A 13,654-nucleotide genomic window follows, 5' to 3' on the forward strand; every position below is an offset into this window, starting at 1 on the left:
AGCAGCCGGCCACCGACGCCCGACGGACCGCTCGGCGGAGGGTCAGTCCGCGCTGCCGCGGACCTGGGTCGGGATGCGGCCGCAGACCAGGTTGCCGGGGTCGGCGGGGTTGTCGCTGATCCAGAACTGGGACCAGAGGACGGCGAACTCGGGGCGGCTGAGGTGGCCGTCGCCGTCCAGGTCGAGGAGGTCGAAGACGTCTTCCGTCTCGATGCTCTGGCCGTGCCAGGTCTCGACGAGCCGACGGTGTTCGCCGCGGGAGATCCGGCCGTCGGCGTTCTCGTCGACGGCGTCGAAGAGCGTGTCGGCGGTCGCCGCGACGGCTTCCCGCATGGAGGGCAGCAGGTCCACGAGCGCGAAGAGCTCCTCGATGTCGACCTTGCCGTCGTTGTCGGCGTCCCCGACCGTACGCAGCCCCTCCCACCAGCCCATGACGACCTCCTCCACCCGGGCGCGCAGTTCCGTGCCCGGCTCGACGCCCGGCAGGCGGCCCCACCGCAGGACGAGGGCCTCGAAGTCGTCCTTCCGCAGGTAGCCGTCGCCGTCCGCGTCGAATGCCGCGAACATTCCCTTGATCTTGTTCCGCTGGAACACGCTGGCCATGAACCGCCCCCTCACGCCGTACCGCACGATGCCCACACGAAGGGCGATCGACCAGTAACCATAGGTGAGTTCGCGAACGTCGGACAGGTCGGGGCGATTCGGACTTTTGATCCCCTCGTACCGCTCCCTGCGCCGTCAGAGGCGCAGGCCGAGGGCTTCGCGGCCCGCGTAGCGGGCCTGGGTGCCCAGCTCCTCCTCGATGCGGATGAGCTGGTTGTACTTGGCGGTGCGGTCGGAGCGGGAGAGGGAGCCGGTCTTGATCTGGCCGCAGCCGGTGGCGACGGCGAGGTCCGCGATGGTGGTGTCCTCGGTCTCGCCGGAGCGGTGCGACATGACCACCGTGTAGCCCGCGCGGTGGGCGGTGCCGACGGTGGCGAGGGTCTCGGTGAGCGTGCCGATCTGGTTCACCTTGACGAGGACCGAGTTGGCGACCCCGTCGCGGATACCCTGCCGCAGCAGCGTCTCGTTGGTGCAGAACACGTCGTCGCCGGTGAGCTGGCAGCGCTCGCCCAGACGGTCGGTGAGCAACTGCCAGCCGATCAGGTCGTCCTCGGCCATCGGGTCCTCGATGGACGCGACGGGGTAGCGGGCGACCAGGCCCTCCAGGTAGTCGACCTGCTCCTCGGAGGTGCGCCGCACGCCTTCGCCGGTGTAGTCGTACACGCCGTCGCGGTAGAACTCCGACGTGGCCGGGTCCATGACCAGGGTGATGTCCTGACCGGGCTTGTAGCCGGTGCGCTCGACGGCGCCGAGCACGAATTCCAGCGCCTCGTCGGCGGTGCGCAGGTTCGGGGCGAAACCGCCCTCGTCGCCGACGCCGGTGCTGTGGCCGGCCGCGAGCAGGTCCCGGCGCAGGGTGTGGAAGACCTCGGAGCCCATCCGCACGGCGTCCGCGAAGGTGGCCGCGCCGATCGGCGCGATCATGAACTCCTGGAAGTCCAGCGGATTGTCGGCGTGGGCCCCGCCGTTGATGATGTTCATCATCGGCACCGGCAGCAGGTGCGCGTCCACGCCGCCGACGTACCGGTACAGCGGCAGCCGGTGGGCAGCGGCGGCGGCCTTGGCGACCGCGAGCGACACGCCCAGGATCGCGTTCGCCCCGAGCCGGGCCTTGTTGGCGCTGCCGTCCAGCGCGATCAGGGCCGCGTCCACACCGCCCTGGTCCTCGGCCTCCAGCCCCCGCACCGCTTCGCCGATCTCGCCGTTGACGAACTCGACCGCGCGCAGCACTCCCTTGCCGTGGAAGCGCGACCGGTCCCCGTCGCGCAGTTCCACCGCCTCGCGCGCGCCGGTGGAAGCCCCCGAGGGAACAGCCGCCCGCCCGATCGAACCGTCCTGCAACTCGACGTCCACCTCGACGGTGGGTTGCCCCGGCTGTCGATGATCTCGCGTCCGGTGATCCTGGCGACGGCAGTCATATCTCTCCCCTGGAGGCAGCACCTTGTGTGGGGTCTCAACGGAGAACCCACTAAGTTCCGTTCAGGAACATATTATGAGGCGTGCTTCAGCCCTGTACAGGGGCGTCCAGATGGCGGCGTCGGGCCGCGGCGGCCCGGTGCCGGCCCGAGACCAGGGACCCCGACCGGCCCGTCAGGGACGGATGACCGCGGTCACGACCCTGCGGACGGCCTCGGCCGACGGCGGTGCGCCGTGCCGGTCGGCGAACAGCAGGTGGCCCGCCCCGACCAGCATGGGGGCGAGCGTGTCGACGTCGATGTCCGCTGCGAGGCGGCCCAGTTCGCGCTCGGCCACGAGGTAGGCGGCGATCATGTCCGTGGCCTCCGCCATGATCGGGATGCCGGCCCCCCGGAGCTCGCGCAGCCGTAGGCGCAGCCCGTCCCGGGATGTGACCAGAGCGACGATCGCCACACCGACCGGACCGAACACCTCCGGCAGCACCTGAGCGAGGTTGTCGGCGACGGTCCGCGTCCCCGCGGCGTCGCGCAGGGCGGCCGCCCGGCTGTCGATCCGGGCGATCCGGTCCAGGACGAGGTCGGCGAGGAACGCGTCGAAGTCCGCGAAGTGCCGGTGCAGGACCCCCTTCGCGCAGCCCGCCTCCGTGGTGACCGCCCGACTGGTCAGCGCACTCGACCCGTCCCGGAGCAGCACGCGCTCGGCGGCGTCGAACAACTGCTCACGGGCGTCACGCAGCGCTGTCCCTGTCGGCACCGCCATCTCCTCATGTCACGTTCCCGGCGCACCCGTTGATGAGTGGGCACATGCCCACTACAGTGGGCATGTGCCCACTCTACCGCCCGCGGACGCCGGAGACGCGCGCCCGCCCGCTTCCGAGCCCCATCAACACCGGGCGATGGCCGAGTCGTTCGGCACGGATGCCGGCCGCTACGACCGGACCCGCCCCCGCTACCCCGACGCCCTGATCGGGCGGATCACCGCCGGCATCCCCGGGGCCGACGTCCTCGACGTCGGCTGCGGGACCGGCATCGCGGCGCGGCAGTTCCGGGCGGCGGGCTGCCGCGTGCTCGGGGTCGAGCCCGACGCGCGGATGGCTGCGTGGGCGCGAGGGACCGGGATCACGACCGAGGTGGCGACGTTCGAGGCCTGGGATCCTGCGGGCCGGACCTTCGACGCCGTCGTCGCGGGAACGGCCTGGCACTGGATCGACCCGGCCGTGGGCGCCGCCCGGGCGAGCCGGATCCTGCGGCCCGGCGGGCTGCTGGCACCGTTCTGGCACGTCTTCCAGCTCCCGCCCGCCCTGGCGGAAGCCGTCGCCGCCGTCTGCGAACGGGTGCTGCCGGACGCGCCCTTCGACTTCCGGGCGGCGCTGACGCAGCCGGCCGTGGACGTCTCCCAGCCGCTGTTCACCCGGGCCGCCGACGGGATACGGCAGGCCGCCGGGTTCAGCCCGCCCGAGCAGTGGCGATTCGACTGGGAGCGGTCCTACACCCGTGAGCAGTGGCTGGAGCAGATGCCCACGCAGGGCACCTTCACCCGGCTCCTGCCCGCCCAGCTCCAGCAGGTACTCGACGGCGCCGGCGCGGCCATCGACACTCTGGGCGGCAGCTTCACGATGTCCTACGCCACGGTGGCCGTCACCGCCACGCGGACCGGTGCGGCGGAAGTCCCGGAGGACGAGGCCGTCGCCTGAGCAGGCCTCCGGCGACCGGTTCTGACCCGGGTCCCACTACCGGCTCTGCTCCACCAGCGCGTGGGCCCGTACCGGGAAGGTGCCCATGCCCTCGACCGCCGGCGGGGCGGCGGTGAAGCGGAAGCCGTGGGGCGGCAGCTGTTCCAGCCCGCGCAGGTGCTCCACCACCGGGATGCCCGCCGCGAGCAGTTGGGTGTGGGCGGGCCGGGTTCCGTCGGCCATGCTGTCGATGTTCGCCGAGTCGATGCCCACCAGGACCGGCCGCTGCGCGACGAGCCAGGCCACCGCCTCGGCGGTCAGGTACGGGTTGCCGTCTCCGTACTGCTCGGTGCCCCAGTGCCGGTCCCAGCCGGTGTGGATCAGCACGGCCTTCCCGGCCACGTCGTGCGGCAGCAGCAGTGCCCGGTCGATCGCGGGCCCCTCGGTGCCCGTCACCCGCACCACCACGCCGTCCAGGTCGGTCAGCCGCTCCAGCGGCAGCGCGGCGAGGTCGTCCCCGTCGCCGAAGCGGTGGAAGGGTGCGTCGAGATAGGTTCCGGTGTTGGCCACCATCGTGATGCGTCCGATGGAGAACTCGGTGCCCGGTGTGTAGATGTCACGCGAGGCCTCGCGCGTCAGGTGCTCGCCGATCTCGGGCCCCGGCAGGCCGGGGAGAGTGACCATGCCCTGACGGATCGGGTGGCTCAGGTCCACCCTGCGCCTCTGCGCGGCGGCGGCCCCCTCCGTGCCCCGCGAGCCCTTGTGGGGTTCGCGCAGCATCTGCCGCCCGCTGACCCGCACCTCGCCGACCATCAGCAGGCCCAGGTGGCGTACGAGCAGCTCCCCGACCTCCTCGTCACTGATGTCCGGTCCCGGCACGTCCAGCCGGAACCCCTGGGTCTGCAGGGCTCCGCCGTTGGCGAAGACGACATCGGCGTCGAACTGCACGCGCCATTGCTCCGTGGTGTCCATGCTCCGATGATCAGTGAAGGGACGCTGTATTTCAATCGCGATTCTCTGAAGTACTACTACAGTTCTGCTTATGGAACTCGACCCCAGGCGGCTGCGCGTCCTGCGCGCGGTCGCTCTGCGCGGCGGTGTCATGGACGCGGCCGGACTGCTCCATCTGTCCCCCTCCGCCGTCTCGCAGCAACTCGCGCAACTGGAGCGGGAGGTGGGGCTGCCGCTGGTCGACCGCTCGCGCCGCCGGGTGGGGCTCACCCCCGCCGGGCGCCTGCTCGCCGCGCGCGCCGAACGCATCGAACAGGAGCTGACCGAGGCTCGGCGCGAGCTGACCGAACTCAGCGGGCGCGTGGCCGGCCCGGTCACGATCGCCGCGTTCTCCACGGCGATCTGCCACCTCCTCGCCCCCGCGCTGCGCTCGATCGCGCAGGCGCATCCCGAGTTGGAGCCGCGGGTGGTCGAGCTGGAGGGGGCCGCCGCCCTGCGCGAACTGCGCACCGGTGGCTGCGACCTGGTCGTCACCGAGCACGACGGCGGGGGCGGCGCGGCGCCCGACGGGCCCGACCTGGCCTCCTCGCCCGTGGCCGACGACGAGTACCGCGTGGTGACACCGGCGGACTGGCCGCGGCCGGCCTCGATGCGGGACCTGGCCGGCCGGCCCTGGGTCGCCAGTCCCGAGGACACCGCGTGCGGCCGGGCACTGCTGCGGATCTGCGCCGACCACGGTTTCACCGCCCGCCGTGACCACATCTGCCGCGAGTTCCCCACGGCTCTGGCCATGGTGGCGGCGGGCGCGGGAGCCGCCGTCGTGCCCACGCTGGCACTCGGCTGGGCCCCGCCCGCGGTCGTGGCCGTGCCGTCCGTGCCGGTCGTCGGACACCGCAGGATCAGCGCGCTGTTCCGCCGCTCGGGACCGGAGCACCTGGTCGCCGCCGTCGTGCACGCGTTGCGGGAGTCCGCGCGACAGGTCGGGCTGATCCTGGCACTGCACTGATCCCGACACGGGACCGATCCCGGCACCGGACTGATCCCGGTACTGCACCGAACCCGCCCGCGGAGACCCATCTCCCCCCGTACGAACGGCGTCAGTGGGCCACGGTGATCACGATCTTGCCGAACTGGGTGTTGGACTCCAGGTGCCGGTGCGCCTGGACGATCTCCTCCAGTGGGAAGAGCCGGTCGACCACCGGGCGCAGCGACCCGGTCCGCAGGCCCGAGGTGATGAACGCCGCCGCGCGGCGCATCCGCCGGGGCTCCCCGGTGATCTCCAGCATGGTGAAGGTGCGCAGGTTCAGCGCGGGCATGCCCAGGTCGAAGCCGGGATACGGCGTGGGCTGCCCGCTCTGCGCACCCCACAGGAACACCGTTCCGTCGGAGGCCACCGCACGCGCCAGATCGGCCACGCCCGGCCCCGCGACGGCGTCGAAGACGAACTCGGCACCCCGGCCGCCGGTGATCTCCGACAGGCGTCCCGCCACGTCCTCCTCGTCGGAGACGATCACCTCGGCCGCCCCCGCGTCCAGCAGCCGCTGCCGCTTGTCGCGGGTGCGGGTGACGGCGATCGGCGTGGCGCCCACCCGGTTCGCGGTCTGGACGGCGGCCAGGCCGACGCTGCTGGAGGCGGCGGTCACCACCGCGACATCGCCCGCCCGCATTCCGCCCACCTCGACCATCGCGCCGTAGGCCGTGAGGTAGGGCATCCACACCGCCGATCCGGTCACCGCGTCCACCGCGTCCGGACGGGGCAGGAGCGCCGCCGCCGGCACGATCGCCCGCTCGGCGTACACGCCGTAGTCGTTGTACGAGAAGCTCGGGACGACGCTGACCGCCTGCCCCAGGGCGAACCCGGCCACCCCCGGGCCGACCGCCTCGACCACTCCGGCCGCCTCGTTGCCGAGCCGGGACGGCAGTTTCCTGGCCTGCTGGATGTACCGGCCACTCCGGAACAGCGCCTCCGCCCGGTTCAGGCCGATCGCGTCCACCCGGATGCGCGCCTCGCCCGGTCCCGGCTCACCGGTCTCCAGGTCCTCCAGCCGCAACACCTCGGGTCCGCCGATCTCGTGGAACCGCACAGTCCTCGTCATGGCACCGTCCTTCGTTCGCGGGAAACCCCATTCGCAACGCGGTTCACCGTGGCATGGAAGTACGATGGCAGTCAAACTTTGATGGAGATCGTACTATGGGAGCCATGGAACGCACGCCGACCCACCCCGATGTCGCGGACGTCGACCTCCAGCAGGTGCTGGAGGCCCTCGTCGACCCGGTACGCCGCAGCATCGTCACCCAACTCGACGCCGCGGGAGCGGACATCGCCTGCGGTGCCTTCGACATCGCCGTCAGCAAGTCCACCGCCACCCACCACTTCAAGGTGCTGCGGGAGGCGGGCCTGATCCGCCAGCACTACGTCGGCACCTCACGCATGAACACCCTGCGCCGCACCGAGATGAACGCGGCCTTCCCCGGCCTGCTCGACGCCCTGACCACGCCCCGGCCCCCGGGGCGCTGAGCCCGGCACGCGGGCGCCGGCTATCCGAACAGCGGGAACCGGGCCGCGTCCGCGCCCAGGTGGTCGCGGTCGGCGGCCGTCAGCGGGGCGCGCCCGGTCGCCGCGCGCGCGTAGTGCGCGTCGTCCCAGGCCGTGGGGGCCGGACGGCCGAGGAGGCCGTCCAGGGTGCGCCGCACTTCGGCGAGGCCCTGCTGGGGCGGGCCCGCCGCGTCCGGCAGGGACACGACGAGGTCGAGGTGGTGGATCGTCGCCTCGACAGCGAGGGTGCGCAGCAGGTCACCGGAGCGCAGTACGTGTCCCTGGGTGGCGACGGGCCGGTCGACCGACGCGGCGGCCGCGGCGTGCACGACGGCCGCCGCGGTCTGCGCGTACAGCTCCCACAACTGGTCGACGTGGAGGAACATGCCGGCCACGACCCGGTTGAACCGGCGGCCGGCGGCAGCGCCCACGGGCTCCGGGCGCCAGTCCTCCCAATAGGTGACGGCGTCGCGGTCCGGTGCCCGGTCGCTGGGGGTGTGCAGCGCCACCAGGCCGCGCTGCGCGTCGCTCACGCAGTGGAAGACCAGGTCGCGCACCGACCAGCCGGTGCAGCCGGTCGGCAGCCACGACTGTTCGTCGCTCAAGGGAGCGACGACGGCGTCGAAGGCACCGTAGGCCGCTCGCACGACGTCGGCCGGGTGGGGCGGTTCCTGCTCGTTCGGCTCCCGCCCGCGCTGCTCCTGCTCGTTCGGCTCCTGCTCGTTCGGCTCCCGCTCGTTCGGGTTCGGCATGCCGTCGAGCGTAGGGCAGTCGTGCTCATCCCTGAGGACGACCCTGACCGAACCGGGGGTTACCCCGATGGTGCGGGCGGCTCCTCGATTGCAGCATTGGCTGACATGACGACGGAACAGCCGAACACCTCACCGGCCGCAAGGCGCCGCGGGCTGCGGGCCGCGATCGTCTGCGCGGTCCTCGCCATCGGCGCGCTGGCCGCCGTGCTGCCCGCCCAGGCGGCGACCGCCCGACCGGCCGCGCACCCGGCCGGGTTGAGCCTGCCGTCCTCCACCGGCGGGTACCAGGTCGGCGAGGTCGCCGTGCACCTCGTGGACCGTTCGCGGCCCGACCCGTGGCAGCCCGGCCGGGCCCACCGGGAGCTGATGGCCAGCGTGTACTACCCCACGACGCGGGCGGCGGGCCATCGGGCCGCGCCCTACATGCTGCCGCGAGCGGCGGCGCACTTCGACGCGGTGACCGCGGGCGACTACCTGGGGATGAACCTGCCGGCCGGGCAGGCGGACTGGGCGGCCACGGCCACGCACGCGGTCCAGGGGGCTCCGGTGGCAACCGGGGGCGCGCGGCCGGTGCTGGTCTACTCCCCCGGCCTGGGTGAACCGCGGACCTGGGGCACCACGCTGGTGGCGGATCTGGCCAGTCGCGGCTACGTCGTGATCACCGTCGACCACACCTGGGAAGCACCGGAAGTGCAGTTCCCCGACGGCACGCTGGCCACCATGGTCACCCCGACGGACCCCGACGCGTTCATCCGCACATCCCTCGCCGTCCGGACCGCCGACACCTCGTTCGTCCTCGACGAGCTGGGCCGCCTCAACAGCGGTCAGAACCCCGACGCGGACGGTCGGCGACTGCCGCCCGGTCTGGCCGGAGCGCTGGACCTGACTCGGGTCGGCATGTTCGGCCACTCGCTGGGCGGCACCGCCGCGGCCACGGCCATGGAGGCCGATCCGCGGATCGACGCCGGCATCGACATGGACGGCAACCTCACCCACTTCGACGGCTCCCTCATGCCCGTCGCCGAGCACGGCCTGACGCGGCCGTTCCTGCTGCTGGGCAAGGACGGTCCGACCGACACCGGTCCCGGCTGGCAGGCGTTCAGCGCCCGCACGCCGGGCTGGACGCGCCGGCTCACGCTGCGCGGTGCGGAGCACGCGTCGTTCACTGACGCCGAAGCGCTCCTGCCGCAACTGGGCCTGCCGCCGGCCACCCTGGCGCAGGACATCGGCACGATCGATCCGGCCACGGCGATCCGCACCAACGAGGCGTACGTCGCCGCGTACTTCGACCACTGGCTGCGCGGGCGGAGCGACCGGCTGCTGCGCGGCCCGTCCGACCGGTACCCCGAGATGGAGTTCGTCGACTGACCGCCCGCCGGGCGGCCGCCCGGCCGCCGGTCAGCCCGCGCCCGGGACTTCGACGATCTTGCCGTTGTGGTCGACGGTGTGGGTGTTCCAGTAGGTGTCCCACTCGTCGCTGACGTGCTCGGGCACCTTCCCCTGCGGGAACCGGACGTACCCCGCGGGCGGCTCCTGGCCGTTGGGCGCACACGCGCGACCGGTGCTGCCCACCGCCAGGACCGGGTACTCCCCGCCGCCGCAGATCGCGTCCTCGGTCGAGCAGCCGGTCAGCAGCGCCACGGTCAGGCAGGCCACCGCCAGGGCTCCCAGCACGGACCGCGCCGGACGGCCGGCGGCTGCCGGGACCGCGGCGCCTGGGGAGACGGCGGCGGCGGGCGGCAGGGCGTGGACTCGGTCGGCCGTACGCACAGGTGGCCTCCCCCTCGGAAGTATGGGTGCGATTGCAAGTGCTGGCAGGACCAGCCTGCCCCACAACGGGCGCACCATCATGAGTACGGGTACTCACCCCGGTGCCCCCTCGGGCACCGTTCACCCGAACGGCCCACCCCGCCGGTTGCCCACCTCCGCTTCGATACCCACTCCGACCTGCGGTTTAAGAACGGTCGGACCACCCCGCCGAGACTGCCCCGGTTGCCGGGCCCGTGGTGGCAGGGGGGGATGGGAGCAGGGCGCGTCCACTGGCGCGGGGAGAAGAGCCTCGCAGGCGTGCGCCGAGGAGTGATCATTCATGGCAGCCGATGGCGTTTTCCGGGACGCGAATGAGCTCAAGGGTCTGACCGCCTACGACGCCGGTGGGGAGAAGATCGGCCACGTGCAGGAGGTCTACTTCGACGACCGCACGGGCCGCCCGGACTGGGTGACGGTCAAGACCGGCCTGTTCGGGTCGAAGGAGTCCTTCGTCCCGCTGGCCGGTGCCCGCAGCGATGGTGACGCCCTCCATGTCGCGCACGACAAGGCCACCGTCAAGGACGCGCCCCGCCTGGACGCCGACCAGCACCTGGACGTGGCCCAGGAGCAGGAGCTCTTCGCGCACTACGGTCTGAGCAACGGCACTGGCAACGCCACCGGCAAGGGCGTCGGCGCCGCCGGTGCCGCCGGGAACGTCAGTGGCGCGCCCGGGGTGGGCGGCAACCGCCCGGTGGCCCCGGTGACCCCGGTGCCCGCCCGCGACCGCGACAACGAGATGGTGCGCTCCGAGGAGCAGCTCCACATCGGCACCGAGGAGCACGAGGTCGGCCGCGCGCGGCTGCGCAAGGTGGTCGTCACGGAGAACATCACCACCACGGTCCCCGTCTCCCACGAGGAGGTCCGGGTCGTCCACGAGCCGATCGACGCGAAGGACAGGGCGGCCAGGGGCAATCGCATCGGGGAGGCCGAGACCGAGGTGACGCTGCACGCCGAGCAGCCGGTGATCCGCAAGGAGACCGTGGGCGTGGAGCGGGTGCGCCTGGAGACCGAGAAGGTCACCGAGCAGCAGGAAGTCAAGGCCGACGTACGCAAGGAAGAGATCAAGTACGACACCGACGACCCGGGCAAGCAGGGCCGGCGCCGCTGACCCCCGCACGGGGATCACGGAGCGAACAGGCTGCATGAAGCGGCCCCTGCTCACCGGAAGGGAGCAGGGGCCGCCGCATGACCGCGGGCCGTTCTCCGGCGCACGGCGGCGTCCGTACGACGACACGTGCCGCGCGGGCGGCCCGTCGGGGGATGATCAGGCGTGGACCGACACCCACTGCGTGCAGGTGCGCTCGCTGCCCTTCACGATGCACCCCCGCAGCTTGTACTTGTTCCCCTCCGGCAGGTTGCCGGAGACGACCTTCTGGTAGATCGCCTTGTGGCCGCGCGTGGAGGCGAGGCGACCGGTGCTCAGCTCGGCCTCGACCGACCAGCCGTCGGGGCTGATGTCCTTGGCGATGAGGGAGTCGCCGGGGATGTCGGGCGCGGGCTGCGGGTCCGCGTTCCAGCGGGCGAAGCCCATGTTGTGGCCGTCCCGGGGGCTGATGAGATTCATGGTGTACGACCCGTCGGACTCCATCGCGGTCACCCCCGTGACCGAGGTCAGGGGCGCGGAGAGGTCGCTGTCGGGCGCGAGGTCACCCGTCTCGTCGGCGTTGGCGGTTCCGGCCCCGGCGGTGAGTGCCACGCCGACGAGCAGGGCGGCCGATCCGAGGGCCATGCCGGTGCGGTTGTGTATCGAACCCATGATTTCCTTTGTTCCGGCGCACGACGGCAGACCCGCCGCACGCACGCTCCCGCCGGCCTCGAACACCGCCGGCGAATGATCAAAACCACTGTACCCAGGCCCCTTTGCCGAGCTACTGGTGGGTATCAGGGCGGCCGGGGCCTGCATCGGGACGGGTCCCCTGGCCGGGGCCGCACGGGGGGCGGCACACTGCCACCATGGTCGACACCGCGGGCGAGGCACTGGAACTGCACAGGCTGCAGGTGGAGCAGGTGGGCGTGCTCCCTTTCGCGATGGGATCGTTCGACACCATCGGGCCGCTGGCCCGGGCCGACTTCCCGCACCGGCACACCTTCTACGAGATCGCGCTGGTGACGCGGGGCCGCGGCACGCACGTGGTGGACCTCGTGCGCCAGGACCTCGATCCGCCGTTCCTGTACGCGCTGGTGCCCGGGCAGGTGCACCACTGGGAGGACGGTGAGGACATCGCCGGGTGGGTGCTGCTGTTCAACGAGGACTTCCTGCTGCCGCATCCCGGGGACGCGGAGGTCATCCGCCGGCTCAGCGCCCGGCCGCGGCTGCGGCCCGACCGGGAGGAGACCGCGCGACTGCTGACGCTGCTGGCGGAGTTGGACCACGAGTACCGGCAGGCCGACTGGGGGTACATCAGCATCGTCTCCTCGTACCTGCACATCCTGCTGCTGCGGGCGTTACGGATGCCCGATCCGGCGGCGCGCGCGGACGAGGCCGGTGCCGGCGGGCGGGCTGGGGAACTGGTCGACCGCTTCCGGCTGTTGATCACCCAGCCGGGCCCGGGGCTGCACTCGGTCGAGGAGTGCGCGCGTGAGCTGCGGGTCTCGACGAGCTATATGCACGACGCGGTCAAACGCGGCACCGGCAGGACCCCGGGGCAGCTGATCCGGGCGCGGCAGATCCTGGAGGCGAAACGGCTCATCGCGGGAACGAACCTGACGATCCGCCAGGTCGCCGCCGAGGTCGGATTCGCCGACCCGGCGTACTTCTCCCGGTTCTTCCGCCGGGAGACGGGGGTGTCGCCCGGGGACTTCCGCCGTGCGGTCGGCGAAAAGCACCACGAAGCGGCAGGACGGTCCCTCGCCGCCCCGCAATCGCCTGCGTAGATTCGCACTCGTGCCCGGAAGGGACGGCTGACGTGCCGTTCCCCCAGGCCGCTATGTCATGCCCACGACATGATGCGAGGAGAGTTCTGTGCCCACCCCCCACAACGAGTCCAGCGGTTTCGAGACCCCCGAGGACCACCGGGGCATCAGCCGCAAGAACCTGATCAAAGCTGCCCTCCTGGCCGGCGCCGTCCCGCTGCTGACCGGCGGTGGCGTGGCCCTGGCCCGGGATCGGGCCACCGCGGCCCCGAACCGCCCGCTGTCCGTGACCCCCGCGTGCCACGACGGCGACGCGACGACCATCCCCAACATCGAAGGGCCCTACTTCAAGCCCAACTCCCCGCTGCGGACCAACCTCGCCGGCAATCTGCCCGGGACGCCGCTCACGGTCAGCGGCTACGTCTTCGGCCGGGACTGCCGACCGGTCTCCGGCGCGCTGCTGGACTTCTGGCAGGCCGACGACAACGGCGGCTACGACATGAACGGCTTCACCCTGCGCGGCCACCAGTTCAGCACCGCCCAGGGCGCGTTCGGCCTGACGACCATCGTGCCGGGCCTGTACCCGGGGCGCACCCGCCACATCCACGTCAAGGTCCAGGCGCCGGGCAAGCCCATCCTCACCACGCAGCTGTACTTCCCCAACGAGCCCCGCAACAGCACCGACGCGTACTACGACACGCGGCTGCAGATGACCGTGCGGCAGGTGGGCTCCGGCGAGCAGGCCAGCTTCGACTTCGTCCTGAACGTCACGGGCTCCCCCACCCCGACGCCGACCACTCCGCCACCGACCACTCCGCCGCCCGGCGGCGGAACCTGGGCGCCGGGCACCGCCTACCAGGCGGGCCAGCAGGTCACCTACGGCGGCGCGACCTACCGGTGCGTCCAGGCCCACACCTCGATGGCCGGCTGGGAACCGCCCAACGTGCCGGCCCTGTGGCAGCGCCTCTGACCGGGCGCCCGTCCGGCCGCCGCGGGCCGGGGTTGCGGCCCGCGGCGGCCGGCCGTCATCGGCCGCGGAGACGGTGCGACGGGGACCTCAGG

The 13,654-nt window shown here is 72.4% G+C and carries 14 protein-coding genes and 1 pseudogene; 7 read left to right on the forward strand and 8 right to left on the reverse strand.

Annotated elements, in window-relative coordinates:
• Nucleotides 1-42: 42 nt before the first annotated feature.
• The 3 genes and pseudogenes from ABZ721_RS04885 to ABZ721_RS04895 form a co-directional block, all read right to left on the reverse strand.
• Nucleotides 43-603 carry an EF-hand domain-containing protein gene (locus tag ABZ721_RS04885; RefSeq protein ID WP_358787146.1) on the reverse strand — a complete coding sequence of 187 codons (561 nt, stop codon included), beginning with the start codon at nt 601-603 and terminating at the stop codon, nt 43-45.
• 135 nt (nt 604-738) lie between these two features.
• A pseudogene (gene eno / locus ABZ721_RS04890) lies at nt 739-2,021 on the reverse strand (phosphopyruvate hydratase).
• A gap of 172 nt (nt 2,022-2,193) precedes the next feature.
• Nucleotides 2,194-2,772: a TetR family transcriptional regulator gene (locus ABZ721_RS04895; RefSeq protein ID WP_358787147.1), complete on the reverse strand. Its 579-nt coding sequence runs from the start codon at nt 2,770-2,772 to the stop codon at nt 2,194-2,196.
• Between the two features lie 142 nt (nt 2,773-2,914).
• On the opposite strand from ABZ721_RS04895, the gene ABZ721_RS04900 reads away from it, so the two are divergent.
• Complete coding sequence (locus tag ABZ721_RS04900) at nt 2,915-3,712, forward strand: class I SAM-dependent methyltransferase (protein ID WP_358787261.1); 798 nt, start codon at nt 2,915-2,917, stop codon at nt 3,710-3,712.
• Between the two features lie 36 nt (nt 3,713-3,748).
• On the opposite strand, the gene ABZ721_RS04905 is transcribed toward ABZ721_RS04900, so the two are convergent.
• On the reverse strand, nt 3,749-4,663 hold the full coding sequence (locus tag ABZ721_RS04905; protein WP_358787148.1) for a cyclase family protein: 915 nt from the start codon (nt 4,661-4,663) through the stop codon (nt 3,749-3,751).
• A 70-nt stretch (nt 4,664-4,733) separates the two neighbouring features.
• Here ABZ721_RS04905 and ABZ721_RS04910 point away from each other — a divergent pair, with 70 nt between their 5' ends.
• Nucleotides 4,734-5,648, forward strand: coding sequence for a LysR substrate-binding domain-containing protein (locus tag ABZ721_RS04910; RefSeq protein ID WP_358787149.1), 915 nt, complete (start codon nt 4,734-4,736; stop codon nt 5,646-5,648).
• Between the two features lie 91 nt (nt 5,649-5,739).
• Here ABZ721_RS04910 and ABZ721_RS04915 read toward each other — a convergent pair whose 3' ends face one another.
• Nucleotides 5,740-6,738: a zinc-dependent alcohol dehydrogenase family protein gene (locus ABZ721_RS04915; protein WP_358787150.1), complete on the reverse strand. Its 999-nt coding sequence runs from the start codon at nt 6,736-6,738 to the stop codon at nt 5,740-5,742.
• 104 nt (nt 6,739-6,842) lie between these two features.
• Here ABZ721_RS04915 and ABZ721_RS04920 point away from each other — a divergent pair, with 104 nt between their 5' ends.
• Entirely contained in the window at nt 6,843-7,160 is a 318-nt protein-coding gene (locus ABZ721_RS04920) for a helix-turn-helix transcriptional regulator (protein WP_358787151.1), read from the forward strand.
• A gap of 20 nt (nt 7,161-7,180) precedes the next feature.
• Here the strand turns inward: ABZ721_RS04920 and ABZ721_RS04925 are convergent, their stop codons facing one another.
• Nucleotides 7,181-7,930 (reverse strand): maleylpyruvate isomerase N-terminal domain-containing protein, encoded by a 750-nt coding sequence (locus ABZ721_RS04925; RefSeq protein WP_358787152.1) that lies wholly within the window; start codon nt 7,928-7,930, stop codon nt 7,181-7,183.
• A gap of 105 nt (nt 7,931-8,035) precedes the next feature.
• Here ABZ721_RS04925 and ABZ721_RS04930 point away from each other — a divergent pair, with 105 nt between their 5' ends.
• Nucleotides 8,036-9,298, forward strand: a complete 1,263-nt coding sequence (locus tag ABZ721_RS04930) for a Tat pathway signal protein (RefSeq protein ID WP_358787153.1) — start codon at nt 8,036-8,038, stop codon at nt 9,296-9,298.
• 30 nt (nt 9,299-9,328) lie between these two features.
• On the opposite strand, the gene ABZ721_RS04935 is transcribed toward ABZ721_RS04930, so the two are convergent.
• Entirely contained in the window at nt 9,329-9,604 is a 276-nt protein-coding gene (locus ABZ721_RS04935) for a hypothetical protein (protein WP_358787262.1), read from the reverse strand.
• A gap of 415 nt (nt 9,605-10,019) precedes the next feature.
• Between ABZ721_RS04935 and ABZ721_RS04940 the strand changes: the two genes are divergently transcribed.
• Nucleotides 10,020-10,847 (forward strand): PRC and DUF2382 domain-containing protein, encoded by an 828-nt coding sequence (locus ABZ721_RS04940; protein ID WP_358787154.1) that lies wholly within the window; start codon nt 10,020-10,022, stop codon nt 10,845-10,847.
• A gap of 156 nt (nt 10,848-11,003) precedes the next feature.
• On the opposite strand, the gene ABZ721_RS04945 is transcribed toward ABZ721_RS04940, so the two are convergent.
• On the reverse strand, nt 11,004-11,495 hold the full coding sequence (locus ABZ721_RS04945; RefSeq protein WP_358787155.1) for a hypothetical protein: 492 nt from the start codon (nt 11,493-11,495) through the stop codon (nt 11,004-11,006).
• A 197-nt stretch (nt 11,496-11,692) separates the two neighbouring features.
• On the opposite strand from ABZ721_RS04945, the gene ABZ721_RS04950 reads away from it, so the two are divergent.
• Both ABZ721_RS04950 and ABZ721_RS04955 read left to right on the forward strand, forming a co-directional pair.
• Nucleotides 11,693-12,613: an AraC family transcriptional regulator gene (locus ABZ721_RS04950; RefSeq protein ID WP_358787156.1), complete on the forward strand. Its 921-nt coding sequence runs from the start codon at nt 11,693-11,695 to the stop codon at nt 12,611-12,613.
• An 88-nt stretch (nt 12,614-12,701) separates the two neighbouring features.
• A complete protein-coding gene (locus ABZ721_RS04955) occupies nt 12,702-13,562 on the forward strand; it encodes a carbohydrate-binding protein (RefSeq protein WP_358787157.1) in 861 nt (286 codons plus the stop codon).
• Nucleotides 13,563-13,654 lie beyond the last annotated feature (92 nt).

The organism is Streptomyces sp. NPDC006733 (assembly GCF_040636125.1).
GTDB lineage: Bacteria > Actinomycetota > Actinomycetes > Streptomycetales > Streptomycetaceae > Actinacidiphila.